The 24,714-nt window shown below is 70.9% G+C and carries 24 protein-coding genes, 1 tRNA gene and 1 riboswitch; of the genes, 10 read left to right on the forward strand and 15 right to left on the reverse strand.

Annotated elements, in window-relative coordinates:
* Positions 1–3 precede the first annotated feature (3 nt).
* On the reverse strand, positions 4–744 hold the full coding sequence (locus NDW01_RS17885) for an FhaA domain-containing protein (RefSeq protein ID WP_252785206.1): 741 nt from the start codon (positions 742–744) through the stop codon (positions 4–6).
* A 107-nt stretch (positions 745–851) separates the two neighbouring features.
* Here NDW01_RS17885 and NDW01_RS17890 point away from each other — a divergent pair.
* Positions 852–934, forward strand: a tRNA-Leu gene (locus NDW01_RS17890).
* A 663-nt stretch (positions 935–1,597) separates the two neighbouring features.
* Positions 1,598–2,176 carry a DUF308 domain-containing protein gene (locus NDW01_RS17895; RefSeq protein WP_252821931.1) on the forward strand — a complete coding sequence of 193 codons (579 nt, stop codon included), beginning with the start codon at positions 1,598–1,600 and terminating at the stop codon, positions 2,174–2,176.
* A gap of 11 nt (positions 2,177–2,187) precedes the next feature.
* Here the strand turns inward: NDW01_RS17895 and NDW01_RS17900 are convergent, their stop codons facing one another.
* The 4 genes from NDW01_RS17900 to NDW01_RS17915 form a co-directional block, all read right to left on the reverse strand.
* Positions 2,188–2,784, reverse strand: coding sequence for a TetR/AcrR family transcriptional regulator (locus tag NDW01_RS17900; RefSeq protein ID WP_252821933.1), 597 nt, complete (start codon positions 2,782–2,784; stop codon positions 2,188–2,190).
* 80 nt (positions 2,785–2,864) lie between these two features.
* Entirely contained in the window at positions 2,865–3,206 is a 342-nt protein-coding gene (locus NDW01_RS17905) for a hypothetical protein (protein ID WP_252821935.1), read from the reverse strand.
* An 87-nt stretch (positions 3,207–3,293) separates the two neighbouring features.
* Positions 3,294–4,907, reverse strand: coding sequence for an AMP-binding protein (locus NDW01_RS17910; protein ID WP_252821937.1), 1,614 nt, complete (start codon positions 4,905–4,907; stop codon positions 3,294–3,296).
* Positions 4,904–5,614, reverse strand: coding sequence for a sulfotransferase family protein (locus tag NDW01_RS17915; RefSeq protein ID WP_252821939.1), 711 nt, complete (start codon positions 5,612–5,614; stop codon positions 4,904–4,906). Before NDW01_RS17915 ends, NDW01_RS17910 begins: the two co-directional genes overlap by 4 nt.
* A 148-nt stretch (positions 5,615–5,762) precedes the next feature.
* Here NDW01_RS17915 and NDW01_RS17920 point away from each other — a divergent pair, with 148 nt between their 5' ends.
* Complete coding sequence (locus NDW01_RS17920) at positions 5,763–6,596, forward strand: sulfite exporter TauE/SafE family protein (protein WP_252821941.1); 834 nt, start codon at positions 5,763–5,765, stop codon at positions 6,594–6,596.
* 7 nt (positions 6,597–6,603) lie between these two features.
* Here the strand turns inward: NDW01_RS17920 and NDW01_RS17925 are convergent, their stop codons facing one another.
* Positions 6,604–7,695: an alpha/beta fold hydrolase gene (locus tag NDW01_RS17925; RefSeq protein ID WP_252821943.1), complete on the reverse strand. Its 1,092-nt coding sequence runs from the start codon at positions 7,693–7,695 to the stop codon at positions 6,604–6,606.
* A 105-nt stretch (positions 7,696–7,800) separates the two neighbouring features.
* Positions 7,801–8,769, reverse strand: a complete 969-nt coding sequence (locus tag NDW01_RS17930; protein WP_252821945.1) for a CapA family protein — start codon at positions 8,767–8,769, stop codon at positions 7,801–7,803.
* 126 nt (positions 8,770–8,895) lie between these two features.
* Between NDW01_RS17930 and NDW01_RS17935 the strand changes: the two genes are divergently transcribed.
* Positions 8,896–9,756 carry an Fpg/Nei family DNA glycosylase gene (locus NDW01_RS17935; RefSeq protein ID WP_252821947.1) on the forward strand — a complete coding sequence of 287 codons (861 nt, stop codon included), beginning with the start codon at positions 8,896–8,898 and terminating at the stop codon, positions 9,754–9,756.
* Between the two features lie 27 nt (positions 9,757–9,783).
* Here the strand turns inward: NDW01_RS17935 and NDW01_RS17940 are convergent, their stop codons facing one another.
* Positions 9,784–10,323: an SSI family serine proteinase inhibitor gene (locus tag NDW01_RS17940; RefSeq protein ID WP_252821949.1), complete on the reverse strand. Its 540-nt coding sequence runs from the start codon at positions 10,321–10,323 to the stop codon at positions 9,784–9,786.
* A 42-nt stretch (positions 10,324–10,365) separates the two neighbouring features.
* On the opposite strand from NDW01_RS17940, the gene NDW01_RS17945 reads away from it, so the two are divergent.
* From NDW01_RS17945 to NDW01_RS17955, 3 genes are all read left to right on the forward strand, one after another.
* Positions 10,366–10,704: a rhodanese-like domain-containing protein gene (locus NDW01_RS17945; RefSeq protein WP_252821951.1), complete on the forward strand. Its 339-nt coding sequence runs from the start codon at positions 10,366–10,368 to the stop codon at positions 10,702–10,704.
* A gap of 24 nt (positions 10,705–10,728) precedes the next feature.
* A riboswitch (TPP riboswitch) is annotated at positions 10,729–10,845 on the forward strand.
* A complete protein-coding gene (locus NDW01_RS17950; RefSeq protein ID WP_252821953.1) occupies positions 10,836–12,176 on the forward strand; it encodes a purine-cytosine permease family protein in 1,341 nt (446 codons plus the stop codon). It overlaps the preceding riboswitch by 10 nt.
* Before the next feature lie 630 nt (positions 12,177–12,806).
* Positions 12,807–14,195, forward strand: coding sequence for a hypothetical protein (locus NDW01_RS17955; protein WP_252821956.1), 1,389 nt, complete (start codon positions 12,807–12,809; stop codon positions 14,193–14,195).
* A 172-nt stretch (positions 14,196–14,367) separates the two neighbouring features.
* Here NDW01_RS17955 and NDW01_RS17960 read toward each other — a convergent pair whose 3' ends face one another.
* Positions 14,368–15,645: a serine hydrolase domain-containing protein gene (locus NDW01_RS17960; RefSeq protein WP_252821958.1), complete on the reverse strand. Its 1,278-nt coding sequence runs from the start codon at positions 15,643–15,645 to the stop codon at positions 14,368–14,370.
* Positions 15,646–15,899: 254 nt separating this feature from the next.
* A complete protein-coding gene (locus tag NDW01_RS17965; RefSeq protein ID WP_252821959.1) occupies positions 15,900–16,217 on the reverse strand; it encodes a hypothetical protein in 318 nt (105 codons plus the stop codon).
* A 321-nt stretch (positions 16,218–16,538) separates the two neighbouring features.
* On the opposite strand from NDW01_RS17965, the gene NDW01_RS17970 reads away from it, so the two are divergent.
* Together NDW01_RS17970 and NDW01_RS17975 are read left to right on the forward strand one after the other, a co-directional pair.
* Entirely contained in the window at positions 16,539–18,404 is a 1,866-nt protein-coding gene (locus NDW01_RS17970; RefSeq protein WP_252821961.1) for a sensor histidine kinase, read from the forward strand.
* 203 nt (positions 18,405–18,607) lie between these two features.
* Positions 18,608–19,054 (forward strand): ATP-binding protein, encoded by a 447-nt coding sequence (locus tag NDW01_RS17975; protein ID WP_308211731.1) that lies wholly within the window; start codon positions 18,608–18,610, stop codon positions 19,052–19,054.
* Between the two features lie 94 nt (positions 19,055–19,148).
* Here the strand turns inward: NDW01_RS17975 and NDW01_RS17980 are convergent, their stop codons facing one another.
* The 5 genes from NDW01_RS17980 to NDW01_RS18000 all read right to left on the reverse strand — a co-directional run bounded on the left by NDW01_RS17980 (position 19,149) and on the right by NDW01_RS18000 (position 24,220).
* Positions 19,149–20,345, reverse strand: coding sequence for an arginine deiminase (locus NDW01_RS17980; protein ID WP_252821966.1), 1,197 nt, complete (start codon positions 20,343–20,345; stop codon positions 19,149–19,151).
* Between the two features lie 132 nt (positions 20,346–20,477).
* A complete protein-coding gene (locus NDW01_RS17985) occupies positions 20,478–21,155 on the reverse strand; it encodes a helix-hairpin-helix domain-containing protein (RefSeq protein WP_252821968.1) in 678 nt (225 codons plus the stop codon).
* Between the two features lie 308 nt (positions 21,156–21,463).
* Entirely contained in the window at positions 21,464–22,996 is a 1,533-nt protein-coding gene (locus tag NDW01_RS17990; RefSeq protein ID WP_252821971.1) for a long-chain-fatty-acid--CoA ligase, read from the reverse strand.
* Between the two features lie 45 nt (positions 22,997–23,041).
* Positions 23,042–23,275, reverse strand: a complete 234-nt coding sequence (locus NDW01_RS17995; RefSeq protein ID WP_252821973.1) for a hypothetical protein — start codon at positions 23,273–23,275, stop codon at positions 23,042–23,044.
* Positions 23,276–23,743: 468 nt separating this feature from the next.
* Complete coding sequence (locus tag NDW01_RS18000) at positions 23,744–24,220, reverse strand: hypothetical protein (protein WP_252821975.1); 477 nt, start codon at positions 24,218–24,220, stop codon at positions 23,744–23,746.
* A gap of 156 nt (positions 24,221–24,376) precedes the next feature.
* Here NDW01_RS18000 and NDW01_RS18005 point away from each other — a divergent pair, with 156 nt between their 5' ends.
* Positions 24,377–24,712, forward strand: coding sequence for an STAS domain-containing protein (locus NDW01_RS18005; protein ID WP_252785280.1), 336 nt, complete (start codon positions 24,377–24,379; stop codon positions 24,710–24,712).
* Positions 24,713–24,714 lie beyond the last annotated feature (2 nt).

The raw sequence follows: 24,714 nt of genomic DNA on the forward strand, positions 1-24,714 counted from the left end.
GAGCTACTCCCTATCGCGGCGGAACACCAGGGTTGTCCGGCCGAGCGTCACCCGCGCGCCGTCATTCAGCGTCACGCGGCGGATCGGCTGGCCGTTCACGAAAGTGCCGTTGGTCGACCCTAGATCAACCGCAACCACCTCCGGACCCTCGACTCTGATCTCGGCATGGTGCCGGGAAACGCCCGGATCGACAAGCCGAAGATCACAATCGGTGCCCCGGCCGAGCAACGTCACCGGAGTGGTCAGATCGTACGTGTGGCTCGGCTGACCCTCCGTGCTGACCAGCAACCGCGGCCGGCCGCCCGCGAACCCACGCGGCGGAGGCGGCATGTCGCTCATCGGCTGGCGGATCTCGCCGCCCTCGACCGTCGAGCCGCGGATGACGCCGGACCGGATCCGGAACATCCCGGTACGCAGGTCATCGGCGTTCTCGAACCGCACCCGCACCGGCCCCACGAAGGAGTAACCCTGCTCCTTCGCGTGCTCACGGGCGAGATTGGCCAGCTCTTGGCTCAGGCTGTCGGCGTAGACCTCGAGCCGCTCGCCGTCCGGATGTGAGATCTCGACGACGAAGTCGTTCGGCACCAGCGTGCGACCCTGCGCCACGATCGCGGCGCGCTCGTCCATCTCGCGCTGGATGGCGCTGGCCACCTCGACGGGCTGAAGCTCCGACTTGAAAGCCCGAGCGAAGGCACCCTCGACCATGCCCTCGAGCCGTCGCTCGAAGCGCTGTAGGACACCCACGTGCACCTCCCCTCTCCACTGAGAGACGATCGTATCTGTGAGTAGGTTCGCCCCGAGCAACCGATTCGGACCTCCGCTGGAATGGTGCTAACCTTTGGACGCGCCCGGGGCGGGTGGCGGAACGGCAGACGCGCACGGTTCAGGTCCGTGTGTCCGAAAGGACGTGAGGGTTCAAATCCCTCCTCGCCCACTCGGTGTTGGGGTCGGCTGGTCGGAAGCTTCGCTTCCTTCCCGTCGACCCCTCGTCGTGTTTTCGGGGGGACGACCCCCCGGGCCCCCCGAGGTGGGGGGCTTCGCCCCCCCACGCCCCCTCGGTGGCCGGGGTTCGTGATGGGTGCGGGTTCTCCCGGGTCGGGGTTTGGCCCTTCGCCCGCTGTGCGGGCTGGGGCCGGGTGGGGGCTTCGCCTCCTGCGTGGGCTGGGGTTCGGCCCTTCGCCCGCTGTGCGGGCTGGGGCCGGGTGGGGGCTTCGCCTCCTGCGTGGGCTGGGGTTCGGTCCTTCGCCCGTTGTGCGGGCTGCGGTCGCGTGGGAGCTTCGCCGCCTCCGCCCTGCTTCGGGTGGGGCTGGTCTTCCACGGGTGGCTGTTCGCCCGCTGCGCGGGTTTGAGTCGCGTGGGCTCTCGGTGCGGGCTCTGGGCGGCCTCTGCCGCCTCGGGCGAAGACATCGGCCTTGAGGGGCCGGCTCTCGTCTCCAGGTGATCGCCCTCGGGATCTTTTGGTGGGTCGGTGATCGGCCTCGGCTCTTGGCGTAAGCGCGAGGTAGAACGTTCGGTCTTGACGGTTCATGGGGAGCGCTGTCATCGTTGGGCGGGATAGAACGTTCGGTCTACTTGTCGATCGTCCGAAAGGATCCTCGTGACCACCGTTGCCTCGTCCGCTGCCCCCGGGATCGCGCCGGCTCTGCGCCGGTTGTATCTCGTCCGGTTCGGGTTCGCCATCGTCTGGGCCGTCCTGCTGTTCGCCACCAAGTCTGACCTCGGTCCGGTCAGCGTCACCCTGCTCGTTCTGTATCCCCTGTTCGACGCCGCCGCGGCGGTCGTGGACGCTCGTTCGTCTCGCGCCACCGGGCCGGCACGCGGGCTGTACGTGAACATCGCGATCAGCCTGCTCGCCGCGATCGGCGTGGCCGTCGCCTGTGCGTCCGGTGTGCCGGCCGTCCTGCGCGTGTGGGGCGCCTGGGCGATCGTCTCCGGGCTCGTGCAGCTGGTCGTGGGCGCCACGCGCCGCAGGATGGGCGGTCAGTGGCCGATGATCCTCAGCGGTGCGATCTCCGTGCTCGCCGGCGGTTCGTTCATCACGTCGGCCTCCGCGCAGAACCCGTCACTGGCCGGCATCGCCGGCTACGCGGTGCCGGGTGGCATCTTCTTTCTCATCTCGGCGCTGCGTCTCGGGCGCACCGCCAAGGCGCCCCGAGATGGACACCAGGCGGCGTGATCGGCGAAGGCTCAGGCGGTCCCCTTGGGGCCGGTGCGGTGCTGCAGGATTCCGTCGACTCCCTGGAGGAACGTGTCGCAGACCTCCGCCGGGTCGGCGAGGCAGCCCTCGGCCATCGCGCCGTCTCGCAGCATGACGAAATGCCGGCCCGCGGGCTCGGGGGGCGTCTCCCCGACCTGCGCGAGCAGATCGGTGATGGTGCGCAGGAACCACTCCCGGTGAGCGAGGACGGCCTTGTGTACGGGATGTTCGGGATCCGGGTACTCCGCCACGGCGTTGAGGAAGGCGCATCCGCGGAACCCGGCCGACCGGATGCCGTCGGCGATCGATTCGGCGATGGCTCTCAGGATGTCGGCGGCCGGTCGGCCGCTGTCGAGTGCCTCGCCGACCTGATCGCGATCGAGCCGGTGGACGGCCTGGAGGTAGGCGACGACGAGGTCTTCCTTGCCGGGGAAGTGGCGGTACAGCGTCGCGCGGGTCACCTTCGCCTCCGCGACGATCCGATCGATCCCGACGGCGTGGATGCCTTCGGTGTAGAAGAGCCGGGTGGCGGTTTCGAGGAGCCGCGATCGTGCTTCGGAAACCTGACCTCGAGCGTGATGCGCCATCGTGCGGAGTGTAATCGATAGAACGTTCAGTCTGCCGCCATCATCGGCCCCGTTGATGATGGCGGTATCGCGCGGACCGCTCAGCCGTTGCGGACGATACTGACGCCGCCGAAGATCCCGTAGCGGTGCACTCGAACGGTCGGCGCGTCCGGACCGCCGGTGCCGCGGAACCGCCGGCGTCCGAAGAGGCCCGGCACTCCGAAGCCGATGGCCTCCACGGTGACGTCGGCCGGCACCGTGAGCCTCACGCCGCCGACGAGTGACACCTTGACCACGGTCACATCGTGGTCGATCCCGCTCAGGTCGACATCCGCGCCGCCGATCGGGGAGATGGACACGAAGCGCGGGGACGCCTGCTGTTCGACCTTGTACTCCGCGCCACCGAGGACCGCGATGTGGAATTTCGTGTTCGTGTTCGTCATGCCCTGAACGCTAGAGACGCCCAGGTCGGCGCGTTAGTACCGGCGATCATGCTTCGCCGATGACAAAAGTCATGGCCCCGAGCGGGGTCATTCGGGTGGGTGGAGCCGGGCGCGGAGTTCGGTCTTCCGGACCTTGCCGAGTTCGTTGCGGGGGAGCGCGTCGACGCATTCCAGGCGAGTGGGCAGCCACCACTCCGTCATGCCCGCACGGAGGAGGTGTTCCCGCAGGTCGGTGAGGGTGGGAGCCGGGCCGGCGGGAACCACGACGGCGCAGACGGTCTCCTCGGCGGCGTTCCGGTCCGGGCAGCCGACGAGGGCGACGTCGGCGACGGCGGGGTGGCGCAGTAGTTCGTCCTCGACCTCCAGGATCGGAATCGGGTGGGGGCTGCCGATCCGGTCGGCGACCCGGGAGAGGTAGCACAGGCCGCCGCGGCCGTCCTCGCGGACGAGGTCGCCGGTGTCGTACCAGCCGTCCGTGGCCGCCGGGTCCCAGGTCGGCCGCCGGTCGCGGAGCCGGAAGGTGCCCGCGCACACCGAGGGGCCGCGTACGTGGAGGCGGAACGCCCGGTCCGGGGAGGGCGGCTCGGCGGCCACCAGGCGGATCTCGCAGCCGGGGACGGGGCGGCCGATGCTGTGGCCCGCCCAGCCGGGCGGGTCGTCGACGGCGGTCGCGGTGAGGCCGCCCGTCTCCGTCATGCCGAAGCCGTTCACCAGGCCGGGGGACAGCCATTCGTGGATCGGGGCGACGAGGGAGGCTGGCAGCGGGGCCCCGGTGCTGGTGATCACGCGCAGGGCGGGGAGGGGCCGGTACCGGCGCCGCTGGGCCTGGATCAGGCTGAGCAGCATGTGGGGGGCGCCGAGGAAGTGGGTGACCCGGTGGCGGGCGAGGAGGTCGAGCCAGACGTCCGGGTCGCGCGTGTCGGCGAACACGGAGCAGCAGCCCGTCACCAGGGGCGTCAGGACGTTCGTCCGCATCCCGACCGAGTGGGTCAGGTCGGCGGGGGTGGCCGTTCGCGGCATCGGGACGCCGCGCAGGGCGCCGCGCCGGGCGCGGGTGGAGGCGTACTGGGTGTTGGGGGTGTGGAGGATGCCCTTCACCTCGCCCGTCGTTCCGGAGGTGAACAGGATGAGGGAGACCTCGTCCGGTCCGCGGGGCGCGGGTGCGCCGGTGGCGGGCGCTTCGAGGAGGTCGGTGAACGCGGTCGCGCCGGTCGCCGCCGCGTCGCCGATGACGATCCGGTGGCGGAGGCGCGGCAGGCGGGGGCCGAGGTCGGCCAGCAGGCGGGCGGGGCGCGCGGTCTCCCATCGGTCGACGACGACGCAGGCACCGGCCTCCGTCCCGGACAGGATGCGCTCGACCTCGCGGGCGCCCAGCGTCGCCATCATCGGCACGGCGATCAGGCCCGCGTCCAGGCACGCGAGGGCGAGCGCCGCCGCCTCCCACCAGTTCGGGAGCTGGAAGGCGACCACGTCGCCGGGGCGCAGTCCGAGGCCGCGCAGCCCGGCGGACAGGCGGTCCACGGCCGCCGCCAGGTCGCCGCAGGTGACGACGACCTCCCGGTTCAGGTCCCGGCGCCAGTTGACGAAGACCGTACGGTCGGGCGTGTCCGCGGCCGCGGCGCGCAGGTCGTCCACGAAGGTCTCCCGGCGCCACCAGCCGCGGGCGTAGTACGACGCGGCGGGGCGGAGGCGGCCGTTCACCGGACCGCCGTCCGCTCGTCGGGGCCGAGAGGACGCAGGGTGAGCAGGCGCCGGCGGCGCCGCGACGCCATCCGGCGGAACGCCGCCGTGTCGTTCAGGTGCGGGAACGGCTCGTCCGGCCTGGGCACGCCGAGGAAGTCGCACAGCGGTCCCCAGCCCTGGCCGACCTCGTACACCAGCAGCCGATGAGCGGGGATGACCTCCTGCACGTGGGCGTTGTGCCATTCGAATACCTGGATGGCGAAGTCGGGGTCGGCGAACCGTGACCCGAAGGTGCCCTCCCAGATCACCCGCTCGCACATCCGGCGCCGGACGCGGAGCCCGGCGCAGGCCCGGTCCTCCAGCCACATCGCGAGGCCGTGCCATCCCGGCTGCCGGTGGCTGGAGCGGTAGATCGTGTCGCGCATGCTGGCGTACCACCGGGCGGGATCGCGCACGGTGAGGATGACGGGGGCGTGGCGGTAGGTGTCCGCGAGTTCCTCCCAGAAGAAGCACGAGGGCCAGTCGACGGTCGCGCGATAGCCCGCCAGGAGGTCTCCCCAGGCCACCGGTTCGCCGCGGGCGGCCGCCTCCCAGCCGTTGATCCGGCCGAGGTCCCCGCCGAGCGAGGACATGTGGTGACAGGGCCCGTGTCCCAGGCGCTCGAGTGCTGCTTTCAGCGAGTAAGTGCCGGTCCGTCCCATGCCGGCCCCGATGACTTCCAGCATGTGCTCCCCCCGGTGCGGGTCGACTGTATGTCCGGCTCCGTCCGCGGCCCTTATTCAGATCGGGGGGTTAACACCCAGTTTGACACGTGAACAGCGAGTTTGACGCTGGTTGTCGTGGTCAGCGAGCCCTGGCATAGAGTCGCCGACCATGAGGTCCCCCGCCCCCCGGGTCGTCATCGGCCTGCTCCTCGTCGTCGCGATCGTGGGATGCGTCGCGGTCTTCGGACTCTCCGCGCGGCCGTGGTCGGTGCTGGCGGTCCTCACGGCGGGGACCGCGGCGGGGGCCATCAACGCGATCGTCGGGTCGGGATCTCTGATCACCTTCCCGACGCTGCTCGCCGTGGGGCTGCCGCCGATCACCGCGAACGTCTCGAACAACATCGGCCTGGTGCCCGGCGGCGTCACCGGCGTGCTGGGGTACCGGGCCGAGCTGAAGGGCCAGCGCGGCCGGCTCGCCCGGCTGGCCCCGGCCTCGGTGCTGGGCGCGCTGGTCGGCGGCCTGCTCCTGCTCACCCTGCCCGAGCAGGCCTTCACGGTGGTGGTGGCCGTCCTGATCGGGGTGTCCTGCGTGCTGGTCCTGACCCAGCCCCTGATCAGTCGCCGGCTCGCCTCCCGGCCCCGGCGGGCGCACGGCGGGCCCTGGCTCTGGCTGGGGGTGTTCGCGGGGGGCGTCTACGGCGGCTACTTCGGCGTGGCGCAGGGCGTCCTCCTCGTCGGCCTGCTCGGCATTTTCCTCGATGAGGACCTGCAGCGCGTCAACGCCGCGAAGAACCTGCTGACGATGCTGGTCAACGCAACGGCGGCGGTCCTGTACATCTGCGTCGCGAAGGTCGACTGGCAGGCCGTGCTGCTGGTGGCCCTGGGCTCCATGGTGGGCGGTCTCCTCGGCGCCAGGGTCGGGCGCCGGCTGCCGCCCGTGATCCTGCGCACAGTGATCGTCTGCGTGGGCGTCGCCGCGGTGATCAAGCTCGTCGCCGGCTGAGGACCGCTCAGCCGCGGGGCTGACCGCGCCGGTTCAGGTGCAGGTGCGGCCGCCGGTGGCGACGGGCCTGCTCGTGGCCGTCGACGAGGGCGGGCTCGGCCGCCGGTTCGATGCCGGTCGTACGCCGGAGCAGCTCCCACAAATGGTGGTTGACCTCGGCGGCGCGCTCCAGGGGCAGCAGGTGACCGGCGCCGGGGACCACGACGAGATCGGCGCCGGGGATCTGCGCGGCGAGAGCCTCCGCGTGCCGCATCGGCGTGATGAGGTCACGGTCACCGACCATGACCAGCACGGGCACGCGGCCGAGGGCGGGCAGCGCGGCCCGCTTGTCGTACGCGATCAGCTCCGTGTAGAAGGTCGCGATCACCTCGATCGGCACGGACGCCATCAGCCGGGTGGTCACCTCGGCGACCTGCCTCGACACGTGGGCGCCGAAGAGGTACGAGCGGGTGAGCAGGAAGGACATCCCGCCGAGCGGCCGGCGTGCGGCGTCCACCAGTCTGGCCTGGTGGCGGAGCGTGCTCAGCGTGACGGGGACCATCCGGTGCAGGACCCGCGCGGTCCGCTCGGGGAGCCCGATCGTGACGGAGGACAGGTCGCCCGAGGAGGTGGAGGCGAGCAGCACCCCGACGATCCGGTCGCCGAACAGCTCCGGGTGCGCGTCGGCGAGCCCGAGGATCGCCATGCCGCCCATCGAGTGGCCGACCAGGACGACGGGCCCCTCCGGTGCGGCCTCCGTCAGTACCGCGAACAGGTCGCGGCCGAGCTGGTCGATCGTGGCGTTCGGCGGGGAGCCCCACCCCGACCGGCCGTGGCCGCGCAGGTCCCAGAGCACGACGCGGACCCGGCCGGCCAGCGCGTCGCGCTCGACGCGCCAGCTCGTGGAGTTCAGCAGGAACCCGTGGCAGAAGACGACGGTCGCGTCCGCCTCGGGGGCCTCGCTCACCTCGACGTGGAGCCGGATTCCGTCGTCGGCCGTCACGGTCGGCGTGCGGAGATCGCCGGCGACGGCGTCCCGGACCTCCCGCGTCTCCCCGGGTGATCCGCTCATCCACCAGCTGTGCCGGCCGAGGATTTTGGTGATTTCCGTGAAGGACATGGCCACCTCCGCCCGTTGCCGCTCCCAGCCTTTTACGGTGGCCCCTAACTCCAGTTTGGGTCATGGTGGAGGCATCGTCAAAGGCAGGAGCCCTGCTCAAGGACCTCACGGCGGTCCGGGACAGGCCACCGCGAGCCGCCCGTCCTCCTCGACGACCTCCGTCCCGAACGCCGCGCAGGCGCTGATGAACCGGTCCCGGATCCAGGCGTGGTCGGTGCCCGTCGCCAGGCGCGTACGGGCGTACTCCAACGTGAGGGGGAGCGCCGTCAGCCGGGTGATCCGCGAGCCGTCGAGAGCGACGTGGAAGACCAGGCCCAGGTCGTTGCGCAGGGCCGGATCCACGGCGTAGTCGTCGACGAGGTCACCGAGGTCGTACAGCACGCGGCCGGACATGCCGTGGAAGACGTGCGCCGAGTGCCCGGCGATCAGGGTCGCCCCCGCGTCGACGAGCGCATGGGCGGCCACCTGGACGTATCGCGGGGGCTCCGTGGTCATGTTCGGGCCCCAGTGCGCCAGCACGAGCACGCGGAACCCGTCGGCGGACAGCCGGCGGATCCGGTCGGTGAGCCAGGACGGGATCTCGCGGCGCAGGTCCGCGTACGCCACTCCGGGCCGCTCCTCGCGGGCGGCGTAGTCGGCGGGATGGTCGGTGATCCCAAGGACGGCCACGGGCCCGTCCGCGGTGTCGAACAGGGCGGGTTCGCGCGCCCGGCGCACGTCGGGCCCCGCCCCGACGGCCCGGATCCCGACCCGTGCCAGGTGGCCGAGCGTGTCCGTCAGCGCCTCGGGGCCGTAGTCCAGGGCGTGGTTGTTGGCGAGCGTGACGCAGTCGATCCCCAGGTCGGCGAGGGTCTCCGCGGCCGGCGGCGGCGCACGGAAGTGGAACGGCCTGCCGGGGGCAGCCCACGGCTCGCCGCGTGCGGAGACGCAGCACTCCAGGTTGACCAGGGCCAGATCGGCGGATCGGAAGATCTCCCGCACCTCGTCGGCGAACATGCCGTACGGGCCGCATGCCGCGATCCGCTCCGCGACCCCGCGTCCCAGCATCGTGTCGCCGCCCAGGGCGACCGTCATGGTCACATCGAACTCCCGCTCTCCAGGATGGTCGCGCCGGGCGCGCGCGGCCAAGGGACCAAGGTCCCCCGGCGGCGATCACCCGTGTTCGTCCACAGCCTGTGGGCGGAGCCGTACTCTGGGACCATGCCGGAGCTGCCCGAGGTCGAGTCCCTCGCCGCGTTCCTGCGCGAGCACGCCGTCGGGCGGGTGATTGCGCGGATCGACGTGGCGGCCATCTCGTCGCTGAAGACGTACGACCCGCCGATCACCGCGCTGAACGGTCTCACGATCACCGGGGTCGCCCGCCACGGCAAGTTCCTCGACCTCGACGTCGACGGCATCCACCTCGTCATGCACCTGTCCCGGGCCGGCTGGCTCCGGTGGAAGGACGCGCTGCCGCCCGCGCCGCCCCGGCCGGGCAAGGGTCCGCTGGCCATGCGCGTCCATCTCGACGACGGCTCCGGGTTCGACCTCACCGAGGCGGGCACCCAGAAGCGGCTCGCGGTGTACGTCGCAGGAGACCCGGCGGACGTGCCGGGCGTCCGGTCGCTCGGTCCCGACCCGCTCGGCGAGGGCTTCACCGTCGAGACGCTGAAGGGCATCCTCGACGGGCGGCGCACCCAGATCAAGGGGCTGCTGCGCGACCAGAGCGTGATCGCCGGGATCGGCAACGCCTACTCCGACGAGGTGCTGCACGTGGCGCGGATGTCGCCGTTCAAGCTGGCCGCGAGCTTCACCGACGAGGACGTCACGACGCTGTACGACGCGATCGTCCGCACGCTCGGCGACGCCGTCGAACGCTCCCGTGGCGTCGCGGCCAAGGACCTCAAGGGCGAGAAGAAGGAGGGCCTGCGGGTCCACGGCCGGGCGGGGCAGAAGTGCCCGGTCTGCGGCGACACGATCAGGGAGGTGTCCTTCGCGGACTCCGCCCTGCAGTACTGCCCCACGTGCCAGACCGGCGGCAAGCCGCTGGCGGACCGCCGGATGTCCCGCCTGCTCAAGTGAGCCGGTCCCGGCGGCCCGGCGGCCGGGTCAGCGCTCGGGCGGCGTCGTCCCGAACAGCGAGGCGAGGTTGCCCCACCGCTTGATCTCGCAGCCGTTCCTCCGGTTGAACGTCGCGTCGATCTTCTTGCCGTTCCAGGTGCCGGTGACCGTGGCGGTCTGCGGGCCGCCGTAGATCTGGGTGCACATCTGGTCCTTGGGCGTGGGCGCGAACGGGTCCTCCCCCTTCGCGGCCGCCGCGGCCAGCACCGTGCACGCCTGCTCGGCCGCGGGCAGGCTCCCGCCCACCGGGTCGCAGGTGAGCGTCCAGGACTTCGGCGCCGACGTCTGCGACGCCCGTACGGTGACGGTCAGACGGGTCCCGGCCGCCGACCCGCTCGGGGCGGGCGCGGTCGGAGAGGTGGTCGGCGCCGGTGTGCCCGGCGCCGCCGACGAGGTCGGGGTCGGGGAGTCCTTGCTGTGCGCGGTGGCGCCTCCGTCCCCGTTCTTGCAACCGCCCAGCGCAAGGGCGGCCAGGATGCCGGGGATGGCGAGGGCCGTGGGTCCCAGTCTGGAGAGAGATTGCCTCATGACGATTCGACTCCGGGCGACGACTCATGGTTCCTTTGATGGGTGAACTCTTTCAGGGAACAGATTCCCGCCGTGGAGGTCGCCAAGGTTCCGGACGACGCGTTCCTGCTGGACGTGCGCGAACTGGACGAGTGGCAGGCCGGTCACGCGCCCCGGGCCGTACACATCCCGCTGAGCCAGCTCGGCGCCCGCGCCTCCGAGGTGCCGACCGGTGAGGACATCTTCGTCATCTGCCGGTCGGGGGCGCGCTCGGCGTCGGTGGTCGCGGCGTTCAACAACGCGGGCTGGAAGACCGCGAACGTCCAGGGCGGCATGAACGCCTGGGCGGCGGCGGGCCGTCCGATGGTCAGCGAATCGGGCGGGGAGCCATACGTCGCCTGATCGAGGTACATTGACGGCGGAAAAGTAAAGACCCGCGGGAGCTCGGACGACGACCGGGCTGAGAGGGCGGCTTCGAACGTGCCGCCGACCGCTCGAACCTGACCGGATAATGCCGGCGTAGGGAGTGTGCCTTGAGCGCTGCCGTCGAAGAGCGTTCGTCCAACGAGGCCCCGTACACCCTCGACCAGCCCGCGCCGAAGGTCCTCAGCTTCTGGGACCAGAGCGCCTTCTGGGCGAACCTCGGTGTGAGCCTTCTCGCCTTCTCGGGCGCGTACACCGTGCTCGCCCCGGACGCCCAGGGCACGCCCCGGCTGCCCATCGTCGCGGGGATCCTCGCCATGGTCGTCGGCACCGCGATCGGCGGGATCATGCTGGGCCTGGCCGCCGTGCCCGGCACCCGCGCCGGCGTTCCGGCGATGATGCTGCTGCGCGGCCTGTTCGGCACGCGCCTGTCCTACATCCCCACCGTCATGAACATCCTGCAGATGGTCGGCTGGGGAACGTTCGAGCTCGTCACGATCGCGGGCGCGGCGAAGGAGCTCGTCGGCGGCGGACCGCGCTGGGCGTACGTGGTCGTGGCCGGGGCGGTCACCACCGTGCTGACGCTCTGGCCGCTCGGCTCGGTCCGGGTGCTGCGCCGGTACGTCACCGTCGCGGTCGTCCTCGCCCTCGGCTACTTCTACGTCCAACTGGCCCGGCAGCCGCTGCCGAACCTCACCCACGGCTCGTGGAGCCACTTCTGGATCGGCGCGGACGCCGCGCTGGCCGTCTCCATCTCCTGGGTGCCGATGGCGGCGGACTACACGCGGCACTCGCGCTCGGAGCGGGCGGCGTTCGGCGCCGCGAGCGTGGCGTACGGTCTGACGCAGGTCGTCGCGTACGTCCTCGGGCTGCTGGCGCTCGCGCTCGTCGCCGGCGACTCCTCCAAGGTGTTCGGCCCGTTCCAGCACGTGGCGCTCGGCACGCTGTTCTTCGCCGTCTTCGTCCTGCGCGAGGTCGACCAGTCCTTCGCGAACGTCTACTCGACCGCGGTCTCCATCCAGAACCTCGTGACCCGCGCGGACCGGCGGGTGCTCACCGTGGTCCTGGGGGTCCTGACGACGGTGCTGGCCCTCGCGCTGAACATGGACAACTACGCGGGCTTCCTGACGCTGATCGGGTCGGTGTTCGTGCCCATGCTCGGCGTGCTCGCCGTCGACTTCTTCTGCTTCACCGGGCGACGCGGCTGGGACGTCTCCGACCGCGCCCCCGCCCGCTGGGGGATGATCGTCGCCTGGGCGGCGGGGATCGCGGCGTACCAGCTCATCAACCCCGGCCAGGTCGGCTGGTGGTCCCGGCTGTGGACGCACGCCCAGAGCGCCCTGCACTTCACCCCATCGGACTGGATGAGCGCCTCACTGCTCTCCTTCGCCGTCGCCGCGGTTGTCACCGCCCTGATCGGCACCCTCCACCGCCGCCGGGCCACCGCCTGAGGAGTACGGAAGGCTCGGCGAACGCGACCCAGCAGCCGCGCAAAGCCTCCATACCGGCACCGCAGGCGGCCCTTCAGCGAGCATTAGGTACCACCCCACCCGAGGAAGGCGGCCCCGAGGCCGTCGGTCATGAGGAGCAGCAGCGGCGGGTGGCCGGGCGCGGCCGGATGCATCGTCGGTTCGGTGCCCGGTACCGGGAGCACGGGTGGGGTACGGAGCATTCCCGGTCCTCCATGCCCGTCGCGGCGTATTCGGCGGCGTCCCGGCAGCGATGGCAACGGCCGGCCTGTGCCGGAGCGGCACCTGTTGCGACCCGGGCGCTTGAGTCGGGCGCTCCGGAAGGAGTTCGGCATCACCGCGGCCGAGATCCGCCGCACGGCGCTCCCCGCGGAGGTGGCCGTGGCCGGTACGCGCCCTGCCCTGCAGATGAACCGTAACTAAAGGGGCATATCGGTACGAAGAGGAGTAAACGGCACGCTTGCCTTCCGCTACCGACCTCCTTACCTGCGGCTTCCTACCGTGTCCGCACGCACGGCTGAAGGGGGCGCTGACCTTGGACGATGTTGGTATGAACGCTGGCGGACCGACCCGCGGGCAGACGGGGCCGCGTGGTCAACGGCTCCTGACACCATGAGCACGCCGACCGCGACACTCGAAAGGCTCACCCCCTCCGCGGACTCTCCGGCTGATCCTGCTGATCGGCGCTTCCGCCGCGTCTGGTGGTCGTTGTGGTACTGGGCCGCCATCTGGACGGGGGTCCGTCTTCCGGGCTGCGGCGGGTCGTGGCACTACTTCGCTCAGGGGGGCCACCTGCTGTTCGAGGACGAAGCCGGTCAGGGGCTGCATCTGTACGCGACCCATCCGGAGCTGCAGATCGGGCCGATCTCCCTCATGGCCGCCGCGCCCCTGCAGGTACTCGGCCCGTTCGCGGGCCGGCTACTCGCCGTCCTGTTGATGAGTGGGACGGGGCCGCCACTGTTGAGTGCGCTTTGGCGGCTGGTCCCGCCCCCGGCACGCCGGCCGTCGCGGCTGCTCGCGGCCGGGCTGGTATTCATCCCTGTATGGGCCGAACTCGTCACCCACGCCGGCCATCTCGACGACGTGCTGGCGTTGGTGTTCGGGGTCGCTGCTCTGCACGCACTCGTCCGGCAGAACCCGATCCTCACCGGCCTGCTCGTGGCGGCCGCCGCCGACTCGAAGCCCTGGGCGGCGGCGTTCGCGCCCCTCCTCCTGGCCCTTCCGGCGCGTTCCTGGTGGCGGGCGGCGACGGCGTGCGCTCTCGGCCTCGCGGCCGCGTGGCTTCCCTTCCTGCTGTACGACTCGCACACGCTCACGGCGGCCAGGTTCACCATCCCCAACGCCGCCTCGTCAGGGCTGCGGGCCCTCGGTGTCACGGACCCGCGTACCCCCGCCTGGGACCGTCCGGTCCAGCTGCTCCTCGGCTGCGCGCTGGGGACGGCGGCGGTCGTACGACGGCGGTGGCCCGCGGTCATCCTGCTGGCGACCGGGGCGCGGATCATGCTCGATCCCGAGGTCTACTCCTACTACACCGCGGGAGTCCTGCTCGGGGCCGTCGCCTTCGACCTGATCGCGACGAAGTGGCGCGGACCGTGGCTGACCGTCGGCGGGCTCGTCACCCTCTACGTGGCACGCCTGGCCGCCCACGTCCTGCCCATCTCCCTGCACGTTCTGGGCCTGCTGCGCGTCGGATATGTCGTCGCCATCGCCGTGATCGTCCTTCTGCCTTTCCGTGGCCGTGGCAGGTCCGGACGCCATCGCCGCCGTCATCCCGCGCCTCCGGACCCGGTCCCCGACGCCGCCGTTCAGGCCCCGATCCGCCGGGGGGAGCGCCGCCCCGTACCCGGTGATCGACGCTCCTGGGGTTCGAACGACCGGCTTTGTGGCGCCGGCCGTGCCGTCGGCCGAGTTCGGCCAGGACGGGTCGCGACAGTCCTTTACGCTCTCGAAGGATCTGGATGCGTTCCCCTGTCCTTCGTCCTTCCAAGTCGTCGAACATGACGTGCCTTCGTCGTCGTACCGTTATTCCCGCCAGGCTACGCGCGCCATCCGAGGTCCCGCGCGGGGAACGCGATCCCGCTTGCCAGGTAGCCGGACAGCGCGGCGTCGAGGGCGTTTGCGAGCTTCATCAACGTCGTGGGCACGCGCTGACCGGCGTCGGGCCCGGGCGGGATCAGCCGGTGGCGGGGATGGGCTTGTCGAGCATCGTGCAGATGGCCGCGGTGACCAGATCGTCCTCAGCCGTACCCGCCGCGGCGTCGGTCTTCAGACCGAAGTGGGTCGTGCTCAGCACCGAGACGGTGCGCCGTCCCGACTGGTCGGTGTAGTTGTCGCTGCGGTATCCGGGGAGTGCGCCGTCGTGTCCCCACACGGTGCCGCAGGGAGTGCGGACCTCCTCCAGGCCCAGTCCGTAGGAGCGGTTCAGCCCGTTCGCCTCGTCCTCTTGAGTAGTGACCATCATCTGGGCGAGCAGCGACTTGGGAAAGAGCCGGCCGGACATCAGGGCCTTGTCGAACCGGGCCCAGTCGCTCGTGGTGGAGACGATGGAACCGGCCGCTCCGTCCCACGACTGGTCGATCCCGGTGACGTCGACCCGCTCGCCGCGGGCCGGTCCGACGAAACCGAAACCCGCCGGCGTACCGGGCGGCAGGATTGGCGCGAGGTGCGCCGCGTCGGGCTCGTACCCGTGGGCGAACCGGCGATCGGCGGGGTCCGGGGCATCGGTGGACAGGTAGGTGTGCCGAAGCCCCAGCGGCTTGGCGATACGGTCCTGGATCAGGTCCGCCACGCTGTGCCCGGTGACCTTCTCCAACAGCAGGCCGAGCGCGATGTAGTTGGTGTTGCTGTAGGTCCAGCCCTGACCGGGCGGGAACTCCACCGGCAGCCTCGTGCCCACGGCGAGCAACTGCTCGGCCGTGGGCCGCTCCGACTGGTGGCCGGTCATCAGCGCCAGCGCCTCGGGGTCGTACGCGTAGTCGGCCAGGCCACTGGTGTGGTTCAGCAGCATCCGCACGGTGATGTTCCGGCCGTTCGGAACGGCTCCGGGGAGCCACTTGTCGATGGGGTCGTCCAGTGCGACGCGGTCTTCGCCGACGAGTTGCAGCACCAGCGCCGCGACGACCGTCTTGGTGTTCGAGCCCATCCGGAACTCGTCGTTCGCGGTCAGCGCGTGATCAGGGATGCTCCACGACGCCTGCCGGACGACGTTCACGACCGGGCCGTGCCCGTCGTCCACCCGGACGATGACCCCCGGGACACCGGCGGCCGTGGCCTTGTCGGCGCTCTCGATCAACTGTCGGGTCTGTGACGCCCGCGCGGTGTCTCCTCCGCTTCTGTGCGCCTGCGCCGACGCCGGGCCGGCCACCATGACACCGACACCGAGTGCCAGCCCCAGCACCGCCGCCATCCGCCGAGCGGGGGGCGAGCCGAGTCGCCTGTTGTTCAACGTCATGCCGATTCTCCTTCAGGGGTGATCGCCTATGTCGAAAACGCTAGAAGCCACTGCGGTGCGCTTCGATAGGGCGACGCCCCCATTGGGGGTGGTGCCAGCACCACCCCACGGCCGTGGCGCGCCCGTCCGGTGGAGCCTGGCGGAGTCGGGGTGATGTGAGCGCCCGCGCGGGCACCCGGGCTCTTTCGGGAGCCGGGGCGTCCGCGCGGGATCAGCCGGTGGCGGGGATCGGCCGTCCGGTCATCAGGGCCTCGTCAGGAAGTGGGCCCCCACTCACTCGGGTCGGAGACCACGATGCCGGTCGCGCCGTTCCCCGACCGGTCGATCGCGGTGGCGCCGTTCCACGCACCGTGGGCCGGTCCGGCGAAACCGGAACCCGCCGGAGCACCGGCCTTGCCGGCGCTCTCGACCGGCCGCCGGGTCTGTGACGCCCGTGCGGTGTCTCTTCCGCCCGTGTGCGCCTGCGCCGACGCCGGGCCGGCCACCACGACACCGAGAGCGAGCGCCGGCCCCAGCACCGCCGCCGTCCGCCGAGAGCCGGTCGAGCCGAGCCCCTTGATCTTCCGCGCCATGCCGATTCTCCTTCGAGTGCGGTCGTCGATGGTAAAGACCCTAGAAGCCACGGCGGTGCCGCTTCGATGGGGCGATGTCCACTTCGGGGGGTGGTGCCCGCCCCACCTCGGCGCTTCCGCGCGGCCACGGGGAGGGCGAGTGGCCGAATAGCCCGGCGCGGGGGCCGTACGGCGGTCATCATGGGAGGTACGGAGCGCGGGGAGGCGATCACCATGGCGCATTGTGACCACGACTGGGTGCACACGGCCCCCAACCAGAAACGATGCCGTAAGTGCGGATTGGTGCTGACCTTCGCGTAGGCGCGCCGCGCGAGTGGCACTATGGGCCCCGTGGGCGCCTCGGATGCGATGTTGCGCGCGGCGGTGGCCTCTTCCGCCGACGCGATGATCGCGGTGGACGCCGACCTGACCGTCCGGTTGTGGAATCCCGCCGCCGAGCGGGTGTTCGGCTGGGCCGCGCAGGAGGTGCTGGACCGGCCGCTGCGCACCATCCCGGAGGAGCACACCGCCGAGCACCGCGCCGTCCTCGAACGCGTCCGCGAGGGCGGTCACATCTCGTTCGTCACCCGGCGGCTGCACCGCGACGGCCGTCTGCTCGACATCCGGGCGGTCGTCAGCGCCATGCGCGGCGAGGACGGCCGGTTCCTCGGCTGGGTGGGCCTCTACCGGCCCGTGCGCGAGGACGAGGCCGTCCAGCGCCAGACCGCCGAGCGCATCCGCCTCGTCCGGCGGCTCAACGAGGTCGTGGCCGACCTCAACACCGAGCCCGCGCTGTCGGCGGTCCTCGACCGGGTCACCTCGGGCCTCATCGAGCTGACCGGCGCGGACGCCGCCGGCTTCGTCGTCATCGAGCACCAGACCAACACGCTGAAGCTCGTCAGCATGACCGGGCTGCCGCGGAACCTGCGCGACTCGACCGCCGACCTGCGCTCCAGCCTCGTCGGCGAGCTGCTCCGCGCCGGGCGCACGGTCATGCTGGCCACGTCCGAGGCGCGCGGGCTCGGCGACCTGATCTGGTCCGAGCTGGACGGGCTGCACACGATCGCCGTCGGCATCTCGAACGTCCACGGCAGCCCGTACGGCGCGCTGTACGCGCTGTTCTCCGGCCGGCGGGCGGGCCACATCGAGCTGGAGCTGCTCGAGTTGTTCGCCGGGCACGCGGGCGTGGTGATCGGCAACGCCCTGCACTACGACGAGGCGGTCCGGCAGCGCAGGCACGAGCGGGCGGTGATCGAGGCCAGCGCGGACGGTATCGCGGTGCTGGACCGCGACGGCGTCGTCAAGCGGTGGAACCTCGCGGCGGAGCGGATCACCGGCCTGGCCCCCGAGGAGGTCATCGGCCGTCCGCTGCCGTTCCCGCTGCCGGATCCGGACGGCGAGCCGACGATCCGGCTGGAGTCCGGCACCTGGCTGGGCGTCCTGCACACCGAGATCGAAGGCCACGACGAGGTGGTCGTGGACTTCCGTGACGTCACCGAGGCCAAGTCGCTCGAGGCGGAGAAGGATCTCTTCCTGTCCATGACCAGCCATGAGCTGCGGACGCCGATCACGGTCGTACGCGGGTTCGCCAAGACGCTGGTGGACCGTTGGGAGAAGCTGGACGAGGCGGACCGGCGGCGGGCGGTCGCGACGATCGCCGACCGCGCCGACGCCCTCGGCCGTCTGGTCGACAACCTCCTGTACTCCCGCGCGGTCCCGAACGGGCTCACCGTGACGAGCGAGCCGTTCGACCTGGCGGGGCTCCTGCGCGGCGCGGCGTACGGCCTGCGGGGCGTGTCCGAGCGCCACGCCGTGGAGCTGGACGTCGCCGCCGATCTGCCGGCGGCCCTCGGCGACCCGATGGCCACCGACATCATCGTGGGCCAGCTCTTGGAGAACGCCGTGAAGTACTCCCCGGACGGCGGCGTCATCACGGTACGCGCCGGGGTCGAGGGCGACGCCATCGTGGTGACGGTGGAGGACGCCGGGATCGGGATCACCGCCGGGGACCGAGAGCGGGTCTTCGAGCGCTTCGTTCAGGGGGAGGCGGGGGATCGCCGCCGGTTCGGCGGTCTCGGGCTGGGCCTGTACATCGTGCGCCGGCTCGCCCGCGCTCAGCAGGGCGAAGTCTCCGCGCACCCCCGCGCGGACGGCCTGGAGGGCACCAGTATGCGGTTCACCCTCCCCCACTGTGGTGACACTCCGTAACCGGTCATACTTGGGCATACCGCCCAGCTGGGCTGCGCCTTCGCCACGTGGTGGAGGTCACAGTTACACGTGGTGTTGGTAACAGATTCCTGTGGCGCGGTTTCCGCGTTTTTTAAGTGGGCATTTCGGTCGTTACCGGGGTGACCAAGTTACGGGGAGTATCCGGGAGCCAACCGCCCGGGGAGGTGAGGGTGTCGAGCGTCGTGTTCCTGCCACACGCGCCGTCCAGCGTCTCGGAAGTGCGAAAGCGCCTGTGCGCCGAACTCCGCGCGTCGGGGGTGTACGAGGAGATCGCGGATGACGCGGCCGTCATCATCAGCGAGTTGATCAGCAACGCGCTGCGGCACGCCCGTCCTCTGCCATCCGGCGACATCCGCGTCTCGTGGACCCACGAAGGAGAACTCATCCAGCTGGCCGTCAGCGACGGCGGCTCGATGACCGAGCCGCGCCGCACCCGCGCCGCCCTGTCCTCCCTCGGCGGCCGCGGCCTCAGCATCGTCGAGGCGCTGTCCGACAAGTGGGGCGTCTCCCACGAGGCGGAGACCACCACCGTCTGGGCCAAGCTCCGCGTGGACCAGCAGTCGAGCAACGGCCGGGCCGCCGCCCTGATGATGCAGCCGCTGCACATCGCCTTCGACCAGTCCGCCTGAGCCGGGACGGCTCGGCGGATCCGGTGCCCATTCCGGCACCGGATCTCTTCATTCCGTCCCTCTGCTCAACGGACCGTCCGTCCCCCTACCTACGCTACCGGGCCGGGTCGCGGAGGATGGGGCAGGACATGCAGCGCGGGCCGCCGCGACCGCTGCCCAGCTCGCTGCCCTGGATCCGGATGACCTCGATGCCGGCCGCCTCCAGGCGTGCGTTGGTCTCGACGTTGCGCTCGTACGCGACCGCCAGGCGCGGGCCGATGGCGAGAGTGTTGTTGCCGTCGTCCCACTGTTCGCGTTCGGCGGTCACCGGGTCGAGGCCGGTGTCGATGACCCGGAGCCGGTCGATGCCCATCGCGTCCGCGGCGGCCTCCAGGAACGGCCGCGCCCGTGAGACCCGCAGGTCGCCGTCGTCCTTCGTCACCGTGTAGGCGACGAGGGAGTAGGCCACGGCCGGGTACATCACGACCTTGTCCACGTCGACCATCGTGCAGATCGTGTCGAGGTGCATGGTCGCGCGCTCCTGCGCGATCGGCACCGCGAGGACCGTGTGCGCCAGGCCCGCGTCGAACGCGCGGCGGGCGATCCGCTCCACGCCCGCCGGGGTCGTACGCTCGCCGGTGCCGATGGCCAGCACGCCGGGGGCCAGCAGGAGGACGTCGCCGCCCTCGATGTGCTCCAGATCGGGGTCGTACAGGTGCTTCGTGCCCTCGAAGCGCGGGTGGTAGCGGTAGATCACCCGGGTGAGGGCGGTCTCCCGGCGGCGCGCGTTCATCGCCAGGCTGGTGACGGCGACCTGGTCGCCGACCCAGACGCTGGAGTCCCGCGTGAACAGGAGGTTCGGCAGCGGGTCGATGACGAAGTCGTGCCGGTCCATCAGCCGGTACACCAGGCCGCGGCCGGTCTTCAGCTCCTCGTGGGCCAGGCCGGCCACGAGCACCTGAGTCAGGTCCTCGGTGGTCAGGTCGGCCAGGTGGCTCTCCAGGATGACGCGGAGCTGGTCGCCGAGCCGCTGGTCGCTCAGGACGTCCGCGATGGCCTCGCTCCGCGCGTCCTGGTACTCGAGGGTCTCCTGCAGCAGCTCGGTCAGGTAGAGGACCTCGACCCCGTGGTCGCGCAGTGCCTGGGCGAAGGCGTCGTGCTCCTGCTGGGCACGGCCCACCCAGGGGATGCCGTCGAAGAGCAGTTGATCGTTGTTGCGGGGAGTGAGTCGCTTGAGCTCTGGGCCCGGCCGGTGCAGAAGGACCGTGCGGAGACGACCGACCTCGCTGTCGACGCGATGCACATGAGTCACATCAGTGAGCTTAACTGGATATACAGCCCCTGACCCCTCCAGACGGTCTCGAACCGACCAAAGACTCAGCAATGCGACAGGTGGCCGGTCAGAGGGTCTCCCATGGCGCGTCAGACCGGCCGCACCAGCGTGTCAGGGCAGGAAGACGGCGTACTCCGCGATCTCGGGCATGAGGTCCGGGTGCAGGTCCGCCGTTGCCGCGAGCTCCTCGGCGGAGGAGAAACCGCCGACGTGGTCGCGGATGCGCGCGATGTGCTCGGCGAGCTCCGGCGTCACGCCGGAGAACAGGGTCAGCACCTGCGGGGGCACGTGATTGACGTCGATCAGACCGCCGTCGTCGTACTGGCGGGGCAGATCGGGGCGGCCGATCCGCAGCTCACGCGCGAGAACGATGTCGGCAGCGGCCTGCTCCCGCGCCTTCTGTCGCAGGTCGCGCCGCTGGGTCGCGGCGGCGACCGCCTGGGCGTTGACGTTGCCGGGCGGCGGCCCGGGCGGGCCGGGCGGGGCGAACATCGGCGGCCCGATCGGCGTCACCGGACGGCCGTTGTACAGCAGCACGCCGTGCGGGTCGACGGTGATGGTGAGGCGCTTCTCGGTGCCCGTGATGGCGAGGATGATCCAGACGGGCAGCCACAGCCCGCACAGCAGGAGCGTGATGACCAGGTGCAGGGCGTGGTTGACCTGGCCGCCGCTCGCCATCACCGCCTGCACGTCGGACTGCGCCTGCACGCGCCACCCCAGGGACGCCTGACGCATGATCGCGCTGTTGAGGATGGCGCGAATCTGCTCGGGAGGAAGCGTCGGCCGCATCGGCGGCGGCGCTCCGGGTCCCGGCGGCCCGGGTGGTCCCAACGGCCCGGGTGGTCCCAACGGCCCGGGTGGTCCCGGCGGCAGCGGTGCTCCGGGCGGTACGGGCGATCCCGGAGAACCCGGTACGGGGCCCGGCTGCCCCGGCGGCGGCCACGACGGTGAGTCCGACGGCCCCGATGGCGATCCTGGCGGGTACGCGTTCATGGTCTCCCCCTGCGTGCGCGGTTCGGTGCGCCGTACGGCGTCGGCTGGTCCGGCGGATCGCTGCTGCGGCTCCCCTCGCCTTCGGCCCCCTCCGCCGCCCTGTCTCAACGAACGGAACGGCTTTCGTGCTCCCAATACGGCCGGCGGAGGTCGCGCTTGAGCACCTTGCCGGTCGGGTTGCGCGGGATGGCGTCCGTCCATTCGACGGAGGTCGGGCACTTGAAGTGGGCCAGCCGGTCCCGGCAGTAGTCGATCAGCTCCCGCTCGCCGACCTCGCCGTCGCGGACCACGATCGCCTTCGGCGTCTCGCCCCACTTGGCGTCCGGCACGCCGATGACGGCGCAGTCGGCCACGGCCGGATGGCTCATCAGGACGTTCTCCACCTCGGCGGGGTAGATGTTCTCCCCACCCGAGATGATCATGTCCTTCACGCGGTCGTGGATGTAGAGATAGCCGTCCTCGTCGAGGTACCCGGCGTCACCGGTGCGCAGCCAGCCGCCGGGGAGCCTGGCGTCCCTGGTGGCCTGGTCGAGCGACCAGTACCCCACCATGTTCTGGGCCGTCCGGCAGACGATCTCGCCGACCTGCCCGGGCGCCACCGGCTCGGCGGTCGCCGGATCGATGATCTTCAGCTCGGTGCCGGGGTTCGCGATGCCGGCGCTGCGCAGCCGTTCGCTCTCGGGAACGTGGTCCGCCGGCGGCAGGTGCGTGATCGCCCCGGTCGTCTCCGTCAGGCCGTACACCTGCATGAACGCGCAGCCGGGCAGCATCCGCATCGCGCCGCGCAGCACGTCCTCGCTGATCGGCGAGGCACCGTAGATCAGCAGGCGAAGGCTGGACAGGTCCGTCTCGGCCACCTGCGGGAGCTGCTGCATGAACAGCAGGATCACCGGGACGAGGAAGGTGTGGGTGACCTCGTGCGCCTCGATGCCCCGGGCGATGCCGACCGGGTCCGGCTCACGGACGAGCACGCAGGGAATGCCGTTGTAGACGCCGGAGACGGCGAGGACGCACCCGGCGATGTGGTACAGCGGCATCGCGGCCATCAGCACGCTGTCCGGGCGGAGGTCCCAGATCTCCTCGCTCATCGGCAGCGCGGTCAGGAAGTTGGCGTGGGTCAGCATGACCCCCTTCGGGCGGCCCGTGGTGCCCGAGGAGTACAGCTGGACGAACACCTCGCCGGGCTCGTCGACGGGCTCGGCGTCCCGGTCGGTCCACGCCGCGTAGTCCGCGTAGCGGTGACCGGTGCCGCCGACGACGATCAGGTGTCCGGTGTGCTCGAGGCGATCCGCGATCGCGTCGAGCACCGGAACGAACTCCTGTCCCACGACGAGGACGGGCGCCTTCGCGTTGTCCACGATGTAGGCGACCTCGTCGGCGGCCAGCCGGTAGTTGATCGGGACCTGTACGGCTCCGGCCCGCGCCGCGCCGAACAGCAGCTCGACGTGGGCCAGGGAGTTCTTGTCGAGCACGGCGACGCGATCGCCCGGCCGGACTCCGGAGGCGCGCAGAGCCGCCGCGACCTGATCCACCCGGCGGTCGAACTCGGCGTACGTGACGCGGGCGCCCTCGTAGAGATAGGCGGTCGCGTCCGGTCGCTCGGCCGCACGGCTCCGCAGGATGCCCGTCAGGTCCATTCCGGAATCATCCGCGCACGCCCTGCGGCCGCACAAGGCCCGTTGTCAGCTCTTCGCCATTTTGCTGATGACCGTGACGATGATGGCGCCGACGACCGCGAGAACGCCGAGCCAGATGAGGAACTTCAACGCGGCGACGAGCATTCCGAGGACCGTGAAGAACAGCCAGATCGCCAGCAGGATTCCGATGATGTTAAGGATGGTCCGCCCCATGGGGGCGAGCGTACGCGGTCCGGGCGCGATCACGGGCCGAACCAGATGGATCTCGGCCGCGATCACTCCTGATTCATCGGGCTCCCGTGTTCGTCCACCGTCCACCCCGCACCTGTGGACAACCGGTGGACAACTCGTGGATAAGGCGGGTGCGCGACTCGGCGGCTCACGTCGGCAGGCCCTTGCCGCGCTGGTCAGTGGCATTTTCCCGGGACTGTGGACCCTGTGGACGGCGAAACCCACACCCTGTGGATAACCCGGCCGTGCGGGCCCGTTCGCGCGGCGATCCGTACGGCGGAGGGCCGGGAAGCCGGTACGGCGGGGCGTCGACGGCCCCCACGGCGAAGGCGGCCGGCACGGGGAGGCGCGTCCAGGAGCCCGCGACGGCCGGAGCCGCCCGAGGCGCCGCGTGTCACCGCGATCGAACCGGCCGGTGACGGATCGGGGAACCGCCCGCGAAGAACGCCGCAATTCCTCGTGGCGAATCACGCGGGGCGCGTTGACCACCGCGCGAACGGCCGTGGCTGGAAACGGTCAGGAGCCCGGCACCCGATCGACGGCCTCCTGAATGGCGCGAAAGGTCGGGCACGGCCATCGCCACATGCACGCCCGGCATCGGCACATCGGATTTCCGACGTCACTGGTGATCCCGCCGGCGTCGCGCGGCTGGTGCAGATCGATGAGGCGCAGGGTCATTTCGCAGAAGGCGATGACGTCGTCGCGGGCCGAGGCGAGAAAGACGATGTCCTCGCGCGCGAGTCGCGCCTTCACGGGAACGTAGCCCTCGCGGTTGACCAGCCGGGACACGTACTGTGTCATGGACCGCCACGAACTGGACTTCTCGGATCTGGTGCGGATCGTCTCCAGACGTTCACGGACACGGCGGTGTCCGAAATCGCCGGACATTCGGGTTGCCATCGCGCGTCGTGTCACCATCCCAGCTTCTCGCATGGCGACGCGCCGGTGGACGGATTCGCGGACATCGGCGGCGATATTTGAGAAGATCTCCATGTCGCTGCGCCGGAGCCAGAATTGACGGACATTTCCGTCGTAAGGGGCAGAAGTCGTGGGCTTCTTGGCAAAGCGCAGACCATGGCCCGGCAATGGGCGGGACCTAATCCCGCTCGGCTCTGGTTCACCCGCTCGGAGGACGCTAGTGTGCGGCTCGTGGAGCTAAAGGTCTCGACCGCATCTCAGGGGGGTCACGCCGTCGTATCCGTCTACGGCGAGGTCGATCTCTATACGGCGCCCAGATTGCAAGCCGAGCTGGCCTCGCTCGTTCGCGACGGAGCCGGCCGGGTCGTGGTGGACCTGAGCGGGGTCGAGTTCTGTGACTCGACCGGGATGAACGTCCTGCTCTCGGCCATGAAACGACTCCGTGAACACGGCGGAACACTGGAGCTGGCGTCGCCGCGTCCGGCGGTGCGCCGCATCCTTCAGGTCACGGGCCTCGACACGGTGTTCTCCGTGCACGATGCCCTACCGGCCCTGGAAGGCACCTGACC

Origin of the sequence: Actinoallomurus soli, assembly GCF_024055715.1 — a bacterium.
Taxonomy (GTDB): Bacteria; Actinomycetota; Actinomycetes; order Streptosporangiales; family Streptosporangiaceae; genus Actinoallomurus; species Actinoallomurus soli.